This window comes from Lentzea albida, from assembly GCF_900111005.1.
Taxonomy (GTDB): Bacteria; Actinomycetota; Actinomycetes; order Mycobacteriales; family Pseudonocardiaceae; genus Lentzea; species Lentzea albida.
The window spans coordinates 371,620-388,357 of sequence record NZ_FOFV01000001.1; the positions used below are offsets into that span (position 1 = coordinate 371,620).

The window sequence follows — 16,738 nt, forward strand, 5'->3', positions numbered from 1 at the left end:
GGAGTCAAGCCGAGTGCCCGCGATCGCCTGCGATCAGTCAAACTGTTCTTCACCACGACCCCCTACGCTCATGGGACATCCATGAGCAAAGCCGCCGCTGACCAGGTCGTAGACCACCACGCTGCCGCTCGTCGCAACGAGGAGGTGTCCTTCCATGCGCAACCGAGACTTCTGAAACGCCACCCTTCCTCTACTCGGCCTCAAAGCCGTCATTGGATCATCCTGTGCCTTCACTTCGGATATCGCTATTGGTGACCGTTCTGTTTCAGATTGCCACCGCCTTCGTGTTGTCGCGACCCCTGGCGCGTCGCCACGCGAAGGTCGCCTGCGTCGCCAGCAGCAGTCCGATACCGCCCGCTCCCGCGATCGTGGCCGTCACCGATCCGATCGAATGAGCGACGACGCCGGCCAGCGCCATTCCTCCGCCCTGGCTCGAGCGCAACGCAGCGCGCCCAATGCCATAAGCCCTTCCGCGGTACTGGTCGGGTAGCAGCCGCATCCACGCCGAACGAGCGGGTGTGTGATAAGCCCCGCCTATACCGGCGATCACCAGCAAAACGATGGTCCAGGTCAGGTTCGGGTTGAAAGCGAACATGATCAACGGCGCCAGCGACAGGATCGCGAGCGGGCCGATCAGGCGCTCCCGCTTCGCCGGGTCCCGCACCAGCCGGAAGAGCAGCGCCACACCCAGCACGTTCGCCGCGGGTTCGATGGCGAGGATCAGGCCCACCGCCCAGACCGCGTTCAGGCTCGCCGCCAGCGGTACCGCGAGGCCTTCGGGGACCATCGCGAGGCCCGCGAGCAGGCGCACGCCCAGCAGGGTCCTCAATCGCGGCTCGGTCACCATCAGCGTCAGCACGCCGCGGGGCTCGTCCTCGCTCTTCTCCTTGCGGCCCAGCGGATCCGCGGCCGGGCGGTGTTTCACCGACGTCTGCACCAAGATCGCCGCCACGGCGAACGTGACGGCGTTGACGGCCAGCGCGAGGCCGGGACTGGTGTGCGCGACTAGGAAACCGGCCGCGGCGAGACCCGCCATCTGAGCTATGTCGACCGACGTGCCGAAGAGCGCCACGCCGTCGTCGTAGCGTTTCGGCGGCAACACGTGAGGGAGGCTCGCCTCCTGCGCCGCGAGGTACGGCGACGAGATCGCCAGCACCGTCACCAGCAACACGATCATCGCCCACAGCGGCATGCCCGGAATGGCCATCGCGGCCATGAGCAGCGCCTGCAACCAGGCCGTCGTCACCATTACCGTGCGTCGCGGGAACCGGTCGGCGACCCAGCCGAGCAACGGACCCGAAATCAGCGGCGGGAACAGCGTCAGCGACCACGTCAACGCGGTCGCCGCGACGGATCGTGTCCGCTCGAATACGAGCAGTGACAAAGCGACCGCCGCGAGTTGGTCACCGGCGGTCGAAACGGTCGATCCGATCCACATGGCGCGGAACTCGCGCAAACCGACGAGCTCGCGGACGGCGCCGCGGGTCGTCATGCGCTGCCTCGGGGAGTCGCTGCGCGCACGCGGCGAATCGGCTCGTCCCGATTCGCTCTACGCCGAGTCACGTCGCCCCCGCCGGTGGTAATCAATTTCTATCGACAATCACGGTAGAAGCTGCCTGACCGTTCAACGTCTGTCCTACCACAGTGTGTACCTAAACGGAGCAGGCCAGTTACCTAAAGTAGTTACAATAGCGAAACGTGGAGCTGATCTTCTTCACAGTTGACCTCGGGTTCGCCTGATTGGACCCCAAATGGTCACGAAGTGTGTCAGCCGGTGCCAAACGGGTGCCTTGTGCTCGCCCAACCGGTGCAACCGGCTCCGACTCCTGCCCGGCAGGACCCGTTAATGGCGAACGTGACGACGGTACCCGCGCCCGGGAGTGGCGCGTAATAGCCCGCGGCGTTTGTCACGCGAACGGCAGAGAGGTTCTGGCAAGTGTGGAAAGTCGACTTTCCTGCCCGCTCGCCTAAACCGGTTGAGCGGGCAGGAAAACGATCATTAACGTCGGAGAAACGCTGCTATTGGCGTCGCTGGGTGCCAGATAACGTCAGGCGGGGGCCGCTCGGCGTCAGCCCTTGGCGGCGACCCGGCGGCGGCGCGCGACCTCGGCCAGCACGACGCCCGCGGCGACCGACGCGTTGAGCGACTCGACGCCCGCGGCCATCGGGATCGACACGGTCTGGTCGCAGGTCTCCTTGACCAGGCGGCCCAGTCCGCGGCCCTCCGAGCCCACCACGACAACGAGCGGACCCGTCGCGAGGTCGAGGCCGTCGACGTCCACGTCACCGTCCGCGTCCAGGCCCACGATCATCAGCCCGGCCTCGGCCCAGTCACGCAGCGTGCGGGTGAGGTTCGTCGCCATCGCGATCGGCATCTTCGCCGCCGTGCCCGCGCTCGTGCGCCACGCGACCGCCGTCATCGACGCGCTGCGCCGCTGCGGCAGCACGACGCCCTGCGCGCCGAACGCGGCCGCGGAGCGGATGACCGCACCGAGGTTGCGCGGGTCGGTCACACCGTCCAGCGCCACCAGCAACGGCGGCGTGGAGGCGCGCAGCGCGGTCTCGAGCAGCTCGTTCGGGCTCTCGTACTCGAACGGCGGCACCTGCAGGCCGAGGCCCTGGTGCATCGCGCCACCGGTGATCCGGTCGAGCTCACCGCGGGCCACCTCCAGCACGGAGATGCCCCGGTCGGCGGCGAGGCGCACGGCCTCCTGCACGCGGTCGTCCGCGTCGATGCCCAGAGCCACGTAGAGCGCCGTCGCGGGCGTCCCGGCGCGCAGGCACTCGACGACCGGGTTGCGGCCCGCCACGGTCTCCGCGGCGGCCTTCTCCTTGGTCTGCCGGCGCTGGGTCTTGCTCGCGTCGATCTTCGCCGCGACCTTGGCGCGCTTGTACGCCGGGTGGTTCGGGCGGTCGGTCGCCTTCGGGGTCGGGCCCTTGCCCTGCAGGCCCTTGGACTTCTGCCCGCCCGAGCCGGTGACCGCGCCCTTCTTCGAGCCCGGATTGCGCATCGCGCCCTTGCGCTTGGAGTTGCCAGCCACGGAAGTCAGTCGTCCTTCAAAGTCCACTGCGGACCGCCGGGGGTGTCCTCGACGGCGATGCCCGCGTCGTACAACTGGTCCCTCAGCGCGTCGGAGCGCGCGAAGTCCTTGTTCTTGCGGGCTTCCTGGCGTTCGGCGAGCAGCCGATCCACCAGGGTGGTCAACGCCTGCCGCATGCCGAGGTCGGCGGGCGAGGCGTCGTTCCACTTCGGCGACAACGGGTCGACGCCGAGGATGTCGGCCATCCGGCGGACGCACTCGGCCGCGGAACGGGCCGTGTCGTCGTCGCCGTCGGCGAGCGCCGTGTTGCCCTGGCGCACCTTGTTGTGCAGTGCGGCCACGGCTTGGGGCGTGTTCAGGTCGTTGTCCATCGCGACCACGAAGTCGGGGCACATGTCCCCGCGCAGCTCGACCGGGCCGAGCCGCTCGACGGCGCGGCGCAGGAACGACTCGACGCGGCCGTAGGCCGTCACCGCCTCCTGCAACGCGTCCTCGGAGTACTCGATGTGCGACCGGTAGTGCGGCGCCACCAGGTAGTACCGCAGCTCCTGCGCGCGGACCTTGTCGAGCATCGCGGGGATGGACACCGTGTTGCCGAGCGACTTGGCCATCTTCTCGCCGGACAGCGTCACCCAGTAGTTGTGCATCCAGTAGTTCGCGAAGCCGTCACCGGCCGCGCGCGACTGGGCCTGCTCGTTCTCGTGGTGCGGGAAGATCAGGTCGAGCCCGCCGCCGTGGATGTCGAACGTGCCGCCGAGGTACGTCGTGGCCATCGCCGAGCACTCGAGGTGCCAGCCGGGCCTGCCGTCGCCCCACGGGGTGGGCCAGGACGGCTCACCGGGCTTCGCGGCCTTCCACAGCGTGAAGTCGCGCGGGTCGCGCTTGCCGCGCACCGCCGTCTCACCCTGCTCCACCGCGTCGAGCTTCTGCCCGGACAGCGCCCCGTACTCGGGGAACGAGCGCACGTCGAAGTAGACGTCCCCGTCGACGTCGTAGGCGTGGCCCTTGTCGATCAGCCGCTGCATCAGCTCGACCATCTGCGTGACGTGACCGGTGGCGCGCGGCGCGTACGACGGCGGCAGGCAGCCCAGCGCGTCGTAGGCGTCCTCGAACGCGCGCTCGTGCGTGTACGCCCACTCCCACCAGGGCCTGCCGTGGTCGGCGGCCTTGGTGAGGATCTTGTCGTCGATGTCGGTCACGTTGCGGACCAGCGTGACGTCGGCGCCGTCACGGGCGAGCCAGCGGCGCAGGACGTCGAAGTTCAGGCCGCTGCGGACGTGCCCGATGTGCGGCACGCCCTGCACGGTCGCCCCACACACGTAGATCGACGCCGTTCCGTTGACCTGCGGGTGGAACTCCCGCATGGACCGGCTCGCGGTGTCGTAGATGTGGAGGCTCACACGGGAATGGTACGGGCCACATCCAAAAGAGCGTTGGGCCGGTCACTCGTCGGAACCGGGTTGACGAGCCGGAAGGAGCAACCGACCGCCTCCGCTCCGCCGTCCGCCTCCTCGCTGTCACCGACCATCACGGCATCCCGGGGATCGACACCCAGCCGTTCGCACGCGGTGGTGAAGATCTTCGGGTCGGGCTTGATGACGCCTTCTTCGTACGAGAGCACGAACTCGTCCACGAGGTGGGTGAGGCCGTGCAGCTCGAACACGGTCCGGATGTCCCAGCCGATGTTGCTGACGACGGCGACGGGGACGTCCGCCAGGTGCTCCAGCGTCGCCTTCGTGTCGGGGTAGGGCACCCACGACTCCGGCGAGATCAGCTGGTCGTAGAGGGCCTCCGCGTTCGGGACGAGCGCGTCGTTCAGCACGCGGACGTGCACCCAGCGGTGGACGTCGGGGTCGAGGTCGCGGCGGTACCAGCCGTCGGCCAGCTCGGGGTCCATGCCGTCGGCGATGCCGACCGGGGCGGTGAGGGCACGCATCAGGTCGCCGTTGGACTCGAGCTCGGGGTGCTCGAGCCGGAACAGCGTGCCGGAGAAGTCGAAGAGCGCGGCGCGGATCGTCACGCCCCCGACTCTACGTGCCCGAGGCTTAAGTGGTCTGGACCTTTTTGAGCTCGGCTTCGACGGGTGTGATGTCGTACTTCAGGTTCAGCCGCAGGTCGCCCGCGCCCCGGTCGGTGGCGGCCGCGAACTCCTCGACGAACTGCTCGATCTGCTTCAGCGGCTCGTCCACGAGCAGGGCGGCGGTCTTGTAGAGGGCCGTGTAGCGGTCGGGCGTCGTGGTGCCGCGCAGCTCGGCCGACCAGTCGAGCAGGCTCTCGTACTGCTCGACGAAGCTGTTGGCCAGGTACTTGATCTTGTCGCGGTCGCCCGGCCGGCCCGCCGGTCCGAACGCCATCTGCACGCGGCCGGGCGAGAACAGGTCCTCGATCGCGTTGAGGATGCCGTCGAACGCGCGGCTGCGGGCCCGGAACGTGTCCAGCGCGTCGACGTCCTCGGTGATCAGGCGGGTCGGCTTCGCCGCGCCCATCTCGTGGCGGATCCGCTTGTCCTTCAGGTTGCGCATGTGCAGCGTCACCTGGTCGGAGAACAGCTGGTACTCCCAGCCGGCCTTCGGCGCGCCGACCGGCGTGCCGACCTTCTTCGCGATCATCTCGGCCAGCTCGCGCGGCGTGCGGTTGCGCAGGTCCAGGTAGCCGGTGCCGACGCGCAGGGCCGGGATCTCGGTGTCGTCGAACCGGACGGGCAGCACGTACTCGCTGTCGGACACCAGGGCGCGGTCGAACGCGGACTGCCGCTCGTGCTTGGTCCACATCTTCCTGGCGTAGTGCTCGGAAATGAACATCACGCAGTAGCGCGAGTCGTGGCGGTAGATCTGGTCGAGGTGCTCGACGAGGTTCTTGCCCCAGAGATCGGCTTGCTCGTCGGTGTCGTAGAAGCGCGAGACGCCCAGTTCGGTGAGGTGGCGGGCCACCTCGTCGACGTAGGGGCGGTCTTCGCCTGCGAAGGAGAGGCACACGTCGTACTTGGGCACCAGGTGGATGTTAGTGGCGGGAACCACACCCTCGTACGGGGAGTTGTCGAGGTATGAGCCTGGGGTTCCTGTTCGCGATGTCGCTGCCCGCGTTGGTGGCGGCTCTGTTCTTCCTGGCCGTGGTCGAGAGGTTCGTGCGCAACAAGAAGAAGGGCACGCCGCTGGCCACGGCGGGCATCGGTGAGCTGGGCGCGACGTTCGAGGCGGGCAAGCGCGACGAGCTGGAGTTCCGCGAGGAGGAGCGGCAGTTGCGCGACGAGGAGGGCGACGGGGCGCCGCCGCGGAGCCGGGTGGACCTCGACGGCGGCACCGCGGTGCTCAACGTCCCCGCGCAGCGGCAGCCGCGTCAGTGACCCGTGGTCTTCGTGACCTTCACGCGCACGACGACGCGCACGTTGTCGGTGCCCTCGTCGCCGGAGTAGTCCTGGCCCGCGTACTTGTGCGACAGCTCGTTGATCAGCTCGTCGCCGCCCTCGGTCGTCAGTGACGCCTCGCCGCGGAACTCGCTGTACTGGTACGGGTCGTCCTTGTTGGTCACGGTGATGCTGACCCGCGGGTCGCGCCGCAGGTGGCGTTCCTTCGCGCGGCCGGCGACGGTGGAGAACAGGACGTCGTCCCCGTCCCGCTTGATCCACACGACGGAGGTCTGCGGGCCGCCGTCCTTGGTCAGCGTCGCCACGGTGGCGAAGTTCGGGCTGTCCAGGAGTTCGCGCTGCGATTCCGAAAGCGTGGCCATGGTCGTCAGGCTACGGGGACCAGCAGGGCCGTCGCGATCGCGGCGATGCCCTCGTTCCGCCCTGTGAGACCCAGGCCGTCCGTGGTGGTGCCGGCGACCGAGACAGGGCCGCCTACGGCGTCGGAGAGCGTCTTCTGGGCTTCGTCGCGGCGCTTGCCGATGCGCGGCTCGTTGCCGATGACCTGCACTGTGGCGTTCCCCACACGGTAGCCCGCCTCTTCGACGAGGCGGCGCACCTCCGTGAGCAGGACCACGCCGTGCGCGCCCGACCAGCGCGGGTCGGACGTGCCGAAGACGGCTCCCAGGTCACCCAAGCCCGCGGCGGAGAGCAACGCGTCGCACAGCGCGTGGGACGCCACGTCGCCGTCGGAGTGACCGGCGCAGCCGTCCACGCCCTCCCACAGCAGACCGGCGATCCAGCACTCACGACCTGACTCGATCGGGTGGACGTCGACGCCCTGGCCGATCCTCACTCCTGGCCTCCGCTGAACAGTGCTTCCGCGACCGCGAGGTCGAACGGCGTGGTGATCTTCATGGCGTGCGCGTGGCCGGGAACCGTGTGGACCCGGACACCGTTCTTCTCAACGAGACCAGCGTCATCAGTCGCGGCGATACCGGAGCTGTAGGCGGCTTTGAGAGTCTCTGCTCTGAATCCCTGCGGGGTCTGTACGACCCGCAGCCCGGCCCGATCAGGCGTGGAGACGACCACTCCGACCTCGTCCACCTGTTTGATCGTGTCGGCGACCGGCAACACCGGGATGACGGCGTCGAACCCGTCGCGCACGGCGGCGACGACACCGGCGATGACCTCGGGAGGGGTGAAGGCACGAGCGGCGTCGTGGACCAGCACGATCGAGGTGTCCGGAATCACGCGGAGCGCGTGGTCGAGGGCGAGGCGCACCGAGTCGGTGCGTTCGGCGCCCCCTGAAAGCACGTGCACCGCCCCGCCGGCCGGGGCCAGCGAGGCGGTTGCGGTGTGCACTTGATCCACATCGGATGGTGGAGCGGCGATGACGACGTGCTGGACCTGGCCCGACTCGAACAGACCTTGAACCGCACGGGTCAACAGCGGTACACCGTTGACCGGCACGAGCGCCTTGGGCATCCCGTAGCCCAGACGCTCACCCCGCCCTGCCGCGGGCACGAGCGCGACAACACTCATGTTCGCGACTGAATCCGATGCTCTGTTGTGATGTTGTGAAAACTACGAGGCAGTGGCGAGAACTTCGTCGAGGAGAACCTCGGCCTTGTCCTCGTCGGTGCCCTCGGCCAGCGCCAGCTCGCTGACCAGTATCTGCCGCGCCTTCGCCAGCATCCGCTTCTCGCCGGCGGAAAGCCCGCGATCCTTTTCGCGCCGCCAGAGGTCGCGCACCACTTCCGCAACCTTGTTCACGTCGCCGGAGGCGAGCTTCTCAAGGTTGGCCTTGTACCGCCGAGACCAGTTGGTCGGCTCCTCGGTGTGGGGAGCACGCAAGACCTCGAAAACCTTGTCGAGCCCTTCCTGGCCGACAACGTCACGCACGCCTACGATTTCGGCGTTGTCAGCGGGAACCCGAACGGTGAGGTCGCCCTGCGCTACCTTGAGAACGAGGTACTTCTTCTCCTCGCCCTTGATCACGCGGGTCTCGATTGCTTCGATGAGAGCGGCACCGTGGTGCGGGTAGACGACGGTCTCTCCGACCTTGAAAACCATGTGTCCTCTGCCCCTTTCGATGCCTCCATCCTAACACGTCCGGCAACCCTCCGATTGCTGCTCGATGATCCGTTAGTGCTGGTCAGGGCCATGCGGGGGGTTGACAAACCACCTGTTCGCGTGCAAGGTACGTCTCACCGAAGATCGACTGGCAGCCCAACGCGTCCTCGATTCGGGCCCCGGTTAGGCTCCTTGCCTGGTGGTTGTTCCCTAGGAAGGACGCTGGAGCCGTGAACTCAGGAGTGTCTCGCCGGTTTATCGTGACGGCAGCGCTGGCCGCTGGCCTCGGCCTGGTGGCGGTCGGCTGCAGCGCCGGTCAGGTCACCCAGACCGACACCCAGGTCGCCGCCGTCGACGGTGCGAGTGGCAACGCCGGTCCCATCGCGGTCCGCAACGCCATGCTCGCCTTCCCGGCGGACGGCAACCGGTACCGCGAGGGCGAGGACGCGCCGCTGACGTTCGTCATCGCCAACACGGGTGAGACGCCGGACAAGCTGCTGTCGATCAAGTCGGACGCCTCCGAGTCCGAGGCCGAGGTCGTGGGCGCGAAGGAGATCCCGGCGCGGTTCGCGCTGCGGGCCGAGTACGACGCGTCGAAGGCGCCGACGAAGACCTCGTCGCCGTCGTCCTCCGCCGCCTCCTCGTCGGTCGTGCCGACCTCGGGTGCGCCGTCGTCCAGCGCGGCGCCGTCCTCCGGTGCGGGCACGCCGTCGTCCAGTGCGGGCGTGCCGTCCTCCGGTGTGTCGTCGACGGGCGCTCCGTCGTCTGCGGCGTCGTCCGCGTCGTCCTCTGCGGCGTCGTCGACCGGTCGTCCGTCGAACTCCTCGGCCGCGCCTACCGCGGTCGACCCCGACCTCGAGGTGCTGCAGATCCGCTGCACGCTCAAGAAGCTGAACCGCGACGTGGTGGCGGCGCAGACAGTCAAGATCACATTCCTGTTCGAGAAGGCCGGCTCCGTCACGCTGGAGGTGCCGGTGGCGCCTTCCGACCACAAGCGCGAGAGCGAGGGCCACGGCGAGGCCGGCGGCCACTGAGTCCCCAGATACGCGAAAACGCCGCCCCTGGTCTCCAGGGGCGGCGTTTTTCGTTCCTCTAGCGGGCCTGCAGCATGGGGCGGAACTTGTCGCGGTACGCCCACGCCAGGCCGATCTCCGCGGCCACCACGAGCAGGCCCATGACCGTGCCGCTCGGCTCCAGGAAGAGGTGGAACAGGAAGATGTTCACGACCACCGGGGCCAGCAGGGCCAGCGCCAGCGGCACGAACCGGCCGATGACGAGCAGCACGCCGGAGACCAGCTGCACCGCGCACGTCAGCTGGAGCATGTAGCCGGTGGCGTAGAGCGCGGCGTTGAACGCCACGCCTCCCGGTGCCAGCGTGCTGGGATCCGGGGCGGGCATGAAGAGCAGGAAGCCGTTCAGGCCGGTCGTGGTGAACAGGAGTCCGGTCAGCACGCGGGTGACGACGGTGGCGTAGCGGCCGAGCGCGAACTTGCGGGTCTGCGTCGTGGTTGCGGTTGCGGTGCTCACGGTGTCCTCCAGGCTGTGTCGTGTCCTTCCACTGATGCGTCGAACGGGCACCGCGCCGGATCGACAACAGGCCCCGAAAATCTTCGAGATTTCTGTCGGACGTCCTCTGACCTGCGGCGCGCGTTTCTGTCAGACCCGTCCTCTAACGTTCTGGTCGTGGCGAAGACAGCGCGGCCGATCTTCCGTTGTGCCGAGTGCGGGCACGAGGTGGCGAAGTGGTTCGGCCGCTGCCCCGAGTGCCAGGCGTGGGGCAGCATCGAGGAACGGGGCACCGCGTCGGTGACGCGCGTGGTGGCGGGCGCGCCGACGTCCGCCGCCCGGCCGATCGGCGAGGTCGACATCGAGTCGGCGCGGGCGCTCTCCACGGGCGTCAGCGAGTTCGACCGGGTGCTCGGCGGCGGTCTGGTGCCCGGTGCCGTCGTGCTGCTGGCCGGTGAGCCCGGTGTGGGCAAGTCGACGTTGCTGCTGGAGACGGCGCACCGCTGGGCCGAGTCGCACGGCCGCTGCCTCTACGTCACGGGTGAGGAGTCCGCGGGCCAGGTGCGGCTGCGCGCCGAACGCACCGGCAACCTCCACGCCGAGATGTACCTGGCGGCCGAGAGCGAGCTCAGCGCGTTGCTCGGCCAGGTCGACCAGGTGAAGCCGTCCATGCTGATCGTCGACTCGGTGCAGACCATGTCGACGGTGAGCGTCGAGGGCGTCCCCGGTGGCGTCACGCAGGTGCGCACTGTCGCATCAGGACTGATCGCGATGGCCAAGGAGCGCGGCCTGCCGGTAGTCCTGGTAGGACACGTCACGAAGGACGGATCCGTTGCAGGGCCCAGAGTTCTGGAACACCTCGTCGACGTGGTGCTCCAGTTCGAGGGCGACCGCCACTCCAGCCTGAGGCTGCTGCGCGGCATCAAGAACCGCTACGGCGCGGCCGACGAGGTGGGCTGCTTCGAGCTCCGCGACGACGGCATCGTGGGCGTGCCGGACCCGTCGGGCCTCTTCCTGACGCGCCGCGAGAAGGCCGTCGAGGGCACCTGCGTCACGGTGATCGTCGAGGGCAAGCGCCCGATGCTCGGCGAGGTGCAGGCCCTCGTGGCCAAGACGAACCTGCCTGCCCCCCGCCGCGCGGTGAGCGGCCTCGACTCGGCGCGCATCTCGATGGCCCTCGCGGTGCTGGAGAAGCGCGGCAAGGTCAACCTGTTCCAGAAGGACGTCTTCACGGCGACGGTGGGCGGCATGCGCCTGGTCGAGCCGGCCGCCGACCTCGCCGTGGTGCTGGCGGTGGCCTCCGCCGAACGCGAGATCGCCCTGCCCGCCGACCTCGTGGTGCTCGGCGAGGTGGGGCTCGCGGGGGAGATCCGGCGCGTCAACGGCGTGGGCAAGCGCCTGCAGGAGGCCGCGCGGCTCGGGTTCAAGAAGGCCCTGGTGCCGCCGGACCACGGGCCGCTGCCGGACGGGGTGCGGGCGCTGGTGGCGAACGACCTGGTGTCGGCACTGGAGGTGCTGGGGCTGAACCGGCGGCGCAGCGGCAAGGGCGGGGACGGCAAGGGCGGCGAGGGCCAGGGCGACGACTGAGGTGCCGCGCGGCCGTTGCCGCCGCCGGTGAGGGATTCGGCGCGGTGGGGCCTGCTGTGGTGGTCCCAGGCGGTGTGGTGCGGCCAGGCGGGCGGTCCCTGGCGTTGTGCGGCCCGGGCAAGCGGTGCCAGGCGGTGGTACCGAGCGGTGGTGCCAGTGGTGGCGCGGGCCGGGCGGATGCTGCCGGTAGTGGTGCGCCGGGCGGGCGGTGGTGCGGGCCGGGCGGGCGGTGCCGGGTGCGCGGGCCAGGCGAGCGGTGTCGCGTGGCGGTGCGGACCGGGCAAGCGGTGCCAGGCGGCGCGTGGGCCTGCGGTGCGTGGACCGGGTCATGCGGCCCCGGAGAGGGTGCCCACACGGCTCTGGCGCCACGAGGTCGCGCGAAGCGGCGTGTGCGGTGGTCTCCGTGGGCCGGGTCGCCCGGAAACGAGGCGCGACAGCCGGTACGAACCCGCCGGGCCGGGGTGCGGCCCGCCGAGGCCCGTTGTGCCCGCCGTGATCGAATGAGCGCGTGTTGGGGAGACACGACGGCGAGATCGGTGAGTTGTTGCGGTTCGCCGCGTCCATGGTGCCCTCCGAGGTGCGCGGCGCCGACCTGCTCGACTACCTCGACCTGGAGGAGTGGGAGCTCGTGCTCCAGCTCCTCGGCGAGTCCGACGGCAACACCTGGCAGACCCCGCGTTTCTGGGCCCTGCTGGCCGAGGCGGCGACCCAGATGGACCAGGACGAGGCCTGGTACCAGTGGCGGTGCGTGGAGTCGATCCAAGGCGTGCTGCGGGTCGAGCTGACGCTGTCGGTGGACGCGGAACCGTTGCGGGCCAGGGGAGAGCGGCCCCTGTGGGACGTCACGGGGAGACAACAGCGGGTGGCGGCGCTGTGGATCGAGTCCAAGCCGGTGCTCAACCCCGGTGAACGGGCCACCGCGCGGCTGCGGCCGTTCGTGCCGCCGGCGTGGGCGCACCTGATCCGGGGCGACATGATCACGTTGCACGGGCGGTCGCCGGGGACGGCGAAGATCATCGAGAGGGTGCCGCCGCGCCCCTGAAACAGCACCGGTCCTGAAACAGCACCGGCCGGATACGACACCGCCGCGGCCCCAGAGGACCGCGGCGGCGCCGGCGAGCTACAGCCTCACTGCGAGAGCAGCTGGGCGCAGCGGATCAGGCCCAGGTGCGAGTACGCCTGCGGGTGGTTGCCGAGCGAGCGCTCGGCCACCGGGTCGTACTCCTCGGGCAGCAGGCCGGTGGGGCCCGCAGCCGCGACGATCTGGCTGAACAGCTCCTCGGCCTCCGTGCGGCGGCCGGTGAGCAGGTAGGCCTCGATCATCCAGGCGGCGCAGAGGTGGAAGCCGCCCTCGTCGCCCGGCAGGCCGTCGTCGCGGTGGTAGCGGTAGACGGTGGAGCCGGACCGGAGTTCCGCCTCGATGGCGGTGACCGTGGACTGGAAGCGCTCGTCGGTCGGGTCGATCAGGCCCGACAGGCCGACGAACAGGGAGGCGGCGTCGAGGTCGTCGCCGTCGTAGGCCGTGGTGAACGACTGGACCTCGTCGTTCCAGCCGTTCTTGAGCACGTCGGTGGCGATCGTGTCGCGCAGCGGCACCCACGACGGGTCCAACGAGCGGCCGAACTGCTCGCCGAGCTTGATGGCGCGGTCGATGGTCAGCCAGCACATGACCTTCGAGTACACGTGGTGGCGCGGCGCGTGCCGTTCCTCCCAGATGCCGTGGTCGGGCTCGTGCCAGCGCCGCGAGACGGCCTCGGCCATCGCCTGGACCATGGCCCAGTCGGCGTCCGAGAGCGAACCGCGGGCGGTGGCCAGGGAGACGACCAGGTCGACGACCGGGCCGAACACGTCGAGCTGCACCTGCTGGTTCGCGAGGTTGCCGACGCGCACCGGGCGGGAGCCCGCGTAGCCGGGCAGGGACTCGATGACGGCCTCGGCGCCCAGCTGGGTGCCGTGCAGCGTGTAGAGCGGGTGCAGGCGCTCCGGGCCCGGGATGGTCTCCAGGACGCCGTGCAGCCACGCCAGGAAGCCGTCGGCCTCCGCGAACGAGCCCACGGACACGAGGGCGGACGCGGTCATGGCGCCGTCGCGCAGCCAGCAGTAGCGGTAGTCCCAGTTGCGGACGCCGCCGAGCTCCTCGGGCAGCGACGTGGTCGCCGCCGCCATGATCGAGCCGGAGTCCTTGTGGACCAGGCCGCGCAGGGTCAGCGCCGAGCGCAGCACCAGGTCCGTCTGCACCTTCGGCAGGTGCAGGCCCGCGGCCCAGTCCGACCAGTAGCTGGCGGCGAGGTCGCGGCGCACCGACTCGTTCAGCGGGTGCTCGGAGATGTCGTCGGTGCCGCAACGCAGCTCCAGCAGCACCGGAGCGCCCTCACGCGGCCGGACGACGGCGCGCGCGGTCTCCTGCTGGCCGTCGGAGGTGATCTCCCAGTCGACGCCCGGCGAGCGCAGCACCATCGGGTCCGAGGTGCCGACGACGCGCAGGCCGTCGCGCTCGCGCAGCAGCCGCACCGGCACCTGCCCGAACTCGGGACGCGGTGCGAACGTGATCACCGCGTTCGTGGAGCCGGAGATCCGGCGCACGAGGTCCGTGCGGTGCGACGCGAGGTTGTGCTCCAGGTAGTCCGACACCAGGAGCCGCGACCAGCGGGTCTCCACGATCATCGTGCCCGGCAGGTAGCGCTGGCCCAGCGGCAGCGACCCGTGCTCCGGCTTGATCGAGAAGTGGCCGGCGGCCGGGCCGCCCAGCAGGTCCGCGAAGATCGCCGCGGAGTCCGGCTCGGGGTGGCACAGCCAGTTGACCTTGGCGTCCGGCGTCACGAGGGCCACCGAACGCTCGTTCGCGAGCATCGTCAGGCGCTCGATCGGCACGGCCTGGTCGCCGTGCAGCCACGCGCGGCGCTCCTCCAGCAGGAACGCCAGCACCGTCGCCACGTCGGACGGGTCGCCCACGTAGTGCTCGGCCAGCGACTCGCCGGCGCCCACGCGGATGCCGAGGTCGGGACCGGACAGGCGCGCGAACGCCTTCTCGTCCGTCACGTCGTCGCCCAGGAAGATCGCCGCGGTGGCGCCGACCTGGTGGCGCAGGATGTCGAGCGCCTGGCCCTTGTTCGTCTCGACGACGGCCAGCTCGATGACGGCCTTGCCCTCGGTGACCTGCACACCCTCCCAGGTGCACGGGCCGGACCGGACGGCGGACAGCACGGCCTCGCCGATAGCTTCCGTCGCGGCACGGCGCACGTGCACGGCGACGGAGGCGGGCTTGACCTCGAGCTGGACGCCCTCCTGGCCTTCGGCGATCTGTTCCAGCTCGGCCTCGAGCCGGCGCAGCAACGCCTTGGCGTCCGCGTCCAGCGCGTGGACGAAGCCGACGTCGAACTCGGAGCCGTGCGACCCGACGAGGTGGACCTCGCCGGGCAGGCGGGACAGCGTGGCCAGGTCGCGCAGCGCGCGACCCGAGATCACGGCGGATGTGGTCTCGTGCAGCGATGCGAGCGAACGCAGCGCGTTCACCGACTCCGGGAGCGGGCGGGCCTGCTCCGGGTCGGCCACGATCGGAGCGAGTGTTCCGTCGTAGTCGCTCGCGACCAGCAGTCGTGGGGTCCGCGCGAGCTGAACGATCGCTCTGCGCAGTTCGGCGGGGAGGGCCTCGGCGGTCAACGCCCCTCCTGGAGCACTCGATGGGTCATGGGGCAGGTCTGAAAGGATTCAGACCGAGGTCTGCGTGCCCAACGCCTCCAGGAACGACCTTGCCCAGCGATCAACGTCGTGGGTGAGGACTTGGCGGCGCAGCGCGCGCATCCTACGGCGGCCTTCGGCGGGATCGATGTCGAGGGCGGCCTGCAGTGCGTTCTTGACACCGTCCAGATCATGGGGGTTCACCAGGAACGCGCTGGTCAGTTCTGCGGCAGCGCCGGCGAACTCGCTGAGCACCAGAGCTCCACCAAGATCATATCGGCAGGCGACGTACTCCTTGCACACGAGGTTCATTCCGTCCCGAACAGGCGTGACGACCATGACGTCCGCAGCGCTCATGAACGCGACGAGCTCCTCGCGGTTCACCGACTGGTGCAGGTAGTGGACGACGGGCTTGCCGACGCGGCCGAACTCGCCGTTGATCCGGCCGACGGACTGCTCGATGTCCTTGCGCATCGTCACGTAGTGGTCGACGCGCTCCCGGCTGGGCGTGGCGAGCTGGACCATCGCGACGTCCTCGGGGTCCACGCGCCCGTCCGCGATCAGCTCGTACAGGGCGCGGATCCGGACGTCGATGCCCTTGGTGTAGTCGAGGCGGTCCACGCCCAGCAGGATGCGCTTGGGGTTGCCGAGGTCCGCTCGAATCTGCTTCGCGCGGGCCTGCGTCTCCTTGCGGCGGGCCACCGCGTCGAGGCCCGCGCTGTCGATCGAGATCGGGAACGCGCCGACGCGCACGGTGCGGTCGCCGACCTGGACGACACCCGGCCGGGTGCGGACGCCGACGGTGCCGCGGCTCGGCTCCAGGCCGACGAGGCGCCGCGCCAGCCAGAGGAAGTTCTGCGCGCCGCCGGGACGGTGGAAGCCCACCAGGTCGGCGCCGAGCAGGCCGCGGATGATCTCCGTGCGCCACGGGAGCTGCATGAACAGCTCGACGGGCGGGAACGGGATGTGCAGGAAGAAGCCGATCTTGAGGTCGGGCCGCTGCTCGCGCAGCATCGCCGGGACGAGCTGCAGCTGGTAGTCCTGCACCCACACCGTCGCGCCCTGCGCGGCCACCTTCGCGGTCGCGTCGGCGAACCGCTGGTTGACCTTCACGTAGGTGTTCCACCAGTGCCGGTGGAACGCGGGCTGCGCCACGACGTCGTGGTAGAGCGGCCAGAGGGTGCCGTTGGAGAAGCCCTCGTAGTAGTCCTCGACGTCCTTGGCCGAGAGCTCGACGGGGTGCAGCAGCAGGCCGTCGTCCTCGAACGGCGCCACCTCGGCGTCCGCGACACCGGGCCAGCCGACCCACGCGCCGCTGTGTGAGCGGAGGAAGGGCTCCAGAGCGCTCACCAGTCCGCCGGGGCTGTGTTTCCACCGCTCGGTCCCGTCGGGCAGACGCTCCAGGTCAACCGGCAGCCGGTTGGCCACGACTACGAATTCCGCCCCGTTCTCGCCAATGTCCATGCTCACGAAATTGAGGCTAGTGCTGACGCGTGTTCTCGGCGTG

16 protein-coding genes are annotated in these 16,738 nt (G+C 69.7%); 4 read left to right on the forward strand and 12 right to left on the reverse strand.

Annotated elements, in window-relative coordinates:
* Window positions 1–265: 265 nt before the first annotated feature.
* The 5 genes from BMY74_RS01895 to BMY74_RS01915 form a co-directional block, all read right to left on the reverse strand.
* Window positions 266–1,492, reverse strand: coding sequence for an MFS transporter (locus tag BMY74_RS01895; protein ID WP_089908401.1), 1,227 nt, complete (start codon window positions 1,490–1,492; stop codon window positions 266–268).
* A 577-nt stretch (window positions 1,493–2,069) separates the two neighbouring features.
* Complete coding sequence (rlmB, locus tag BMY74_RS01900) at window positions 2,070–3,041, reverse strand: 23S rRNA (guanosine(2251)-2'-O)-methyltransferase RlmB (RefSeq protein ID WP_089908404.1); 972 nt, start codon at window positions 3,039–3,041, stop codon at window positions 2,070–2,072.
* 5 nt (window positions 3,042–3,046) lie between these two features.
* Window positions 3,047–4,441, reverse strand: coding sequence for a cysteine--tRNA ligase (cysS, locus tag BMY74_RS01905; protein WP_089908407.1), 1,395 nt, complete (start codon window positions 4,439–4,441; stop codon window positions 3,047–3,049).
* Window positions 4,438–5,061, reverse strand: a complete 624-nt coding sequence (locus tag BMY74_RS01910) for an HAD family hydrolase (protein ID WP_089908411.1) — start codon at window positions 5,059–5,061, stop codon at window positions 4,438–4,440. The genes cysS and BMY74_RS01910 overlap by 4 nt, the downstream gene beginning before the upstream one ends.
* 25 nt (window positions 5,062–5,086) lie before the next feature.
* Window positions 5,087–6,031 (reverse strand): toll/interleukin-1 receptor domain-containing protein, encoded by a 945-nt coding sequence (locus BMY74_RS01915; RefSeq protein ID WP_177229530.1) that lies wholly within the window; start codon window positions 6,029–6,031, stop codon window positions 5,087–5,089.
* 53 nt (window positions 6,032–6,084) lie between these two features.
* On the opposite strand from BMY74_RS01915, the gene BMY74_RS01920 reads away from it, so the two are divergent.
* Complete coding sequence (locus BMY74_RS01920) at window positions 6,085–6,384, forward strand: DUF6191 domain-containing protein (protein WP_089908418.1); 300 nt, start codon at window positions 6,085–6,087, stop codon at window positions 6,382–6,384.
* Here BMY74_RS01920 and BMY74_RS01925 read toward each other — a convergent pair.
* From BMY74_RS01925 to BMY74_RS01940, 4 genes are read right to left on the reverse strand one after another with little or no spacing between them, the layout of a single operon-like run.
* A complete protein-coding gene (locus BMY74_RS01925) occupies window positions 6,378–6,767 on the reverse strand; it encodes a PPOX class F420-dependent oxidoreductase (protein ID WP_089908421.1) in 390 nt (129 codons plus the stop codon). The two genes, BMY74_RS01920 and BMY74_RS01925, sit on opposite strands and share 7 nt — an antisense overlap.
* A 5-nt stretch (window positions 6,768–6,772) precedes the next feature.
* Window positions 6,773–7,240, reverse strand: coding sequence for a 2-C-methyl-D-erythritol 2,4-cyclodiphosphate synthase (ispF, locus tag BMY74_RS01930; protein ID WP_089908424.1), 468 nt, complete (start codon window positions 7,238–7,240; stop codon window positions 6,773–6,775).
* On the reverse strand, window positions 7,237–7,929 hold the full coding sequence (ispD, locus tag BMY74_RS01935) for a 2-C-methyl-D-erythritol 4-phosphate cytidylyltransferase (protein WP_089908427.1): 693 nt from the start codon (window positions 7,927–7,929) through the stop codon (window positions 7,237–7,239). The genes ispF and ispD overlap by 4 nt, the downstream gene beginning before the upstream one ends.
* A gap of 42 nt (window positions 7,930–7,971) precedes the next feature.
* On the reverse strand, window positions 7,972–8,460 hold the full coding sequence (locus BMY74_RS01940; protein WP_012782996.1) for a CarD family transcriptional regulator: 489 nt from the start codon (window positions 8,458–8,460) through the stop codon (window positions 7,972–7,974).
* A 260-nt stretch (window positions 8,461–8,720) separates the two neighbouring features.
* Here BMY74_RS01940 and BMY74_RS01945 point away from each other — a divergent pair, with 260 nt between their 5' ends.
* On the forward strand, window positions 8,721–9,494 hold the full coding sequence (locus tag BMY74_RS01945) for a copper chaperone PCu(A)C (protein ID WP_089908431.1): 774 nt from the start codon (window positions 8,721–8,723) through the stop codon (window positions 9,492–9,494).
* 58 nt (window positions 9,495–9,552) lie between these two features.
* Here the strand turns inward: BMY74_RS01945 and BMY74_RS01950 are convergent, their stop codons facing one another.
* Window positions 9,553–9,987: a hypothetical protein gene (locus BMY74_RS01950; RefSeq protein ID WP_089908434.1), complete on the reverse strand. Its 435-nt coding sequence runs from the start codon at window positions 9,985–9,987 to the stop codon at window positions 9,553–9,555.
* 156 nt (window positions 9,988–10,143) lie between these two features.
* Between BMY74_RS01950 and radA the strand changes: the two genes are divergently transcribed.
* Both radA and BMY74_RS01960 read left to right on the forward strand, forming a co-directional pair.
* Complete coding sequence (radA, locus tag BMY74_RS01955; RefSeq protein WP_218159494.1) at window positions 10,144–11,553, forward strand: DNA repair protein RadA; 1,410 nt, start codon at window positions 10,144–10,146, stop codon at window positions 11,551–11,553.
* 508 nt (window positions 11,554–12,061) lie between these two features.
* Window positions 12,062–12,595, forward strand: coding sequence for a hypothetical protein (locus BMY74_RS01960; RefSeq protein ID WP_089908437.1), 534 nt, complete (start codon window positions 12,062–12,064; stop codon window positions 12,593–12,595).
* An 86-nt stretch (window positions 12,596–12,681) separates the two neighbouring features.
* Here BMY74_RS01960 and otsB read toward each other — a convergent pair whose 3' ends face one another.
* Together otsB and BMY74_RS01970 are read right to left on the reverse strand one after the other, a co-directional pair.
* Window positions 12,682–15,213, reverse strand: coding sequence for a trehalose-phosphatase (gene otsB, locus BMY74_RS01965; protein WP_089908440.1), 2,532 nt, complete (start codon window positions 15,211–15,213; stop codon window positions 12,682–12,684).
* Window positions 15,214–15,261: 48 nt separating this feature from the next.
* On the reverse strand, window positions 15,262–16,695 hold the full coding sequence (locus BMY74_RS01970) for an alpha,alpha-trehalose-phosphate synthase (UDP-forming) (RefSeq protein WP_089908442.1): 1,434 nt from the start codon (window positions 16,693–16,695) through the stop codon (window positions 15,262–15,264).
* Window positions 16,696–16,738 lie beyond the last annotated feature (43 nt).

What these genes read in the sequence shown, in the direction of transcription:
- BMY74_RS01895 (WP_089908401.1), bottom strand. Translation starts at nt 1,492, where the DNA reads ATGACGACCCGCGGCGCCGTCCGCGAGCTCGTCGGTTTGCGCGAGTTC.
- BMY74_RS01920 (WP_089908418.1), top strand. Translation starts at nt 6,085, where the DNA reads ATGAGCCTGGGGTTCCTGTTCGCGATGTCGCTGCCCGCGTTGGTGGCG.
- BMY74_RS01925 (WP_089908421.1), bottom strand. Translation starts at nt 6,767, where the DNA reads ATGGCCACGCTTTCGGAATCGCAGCGCGAACTCCTGGACAGCCCGAAC.
- ispD (WP_089908427.1), bottom strand. Translation starts at nt 7,929, where the DNA reads ATGAGTGTTGTCGCGCTCGTGCCCGCGGCAGGGCGGGGTGAGCGTCTG.
- BMY74_RS01940 (WP_012782996.1), bottom strand. Translation starts at nt 8,460, where the DNA reads ATGGTTTTCAAGGTCGGAGAGACCGTCGTCTACCCGCACCACGGTGCC.
- BMY74_RS01970 (WP_089908442.1), bottom strand. Translation starts at nt 16,695, where the DNA reads ATGGACATTGGCGAGAACGGGGCGGAATTCGTAGTCGTGGCCAACCGG.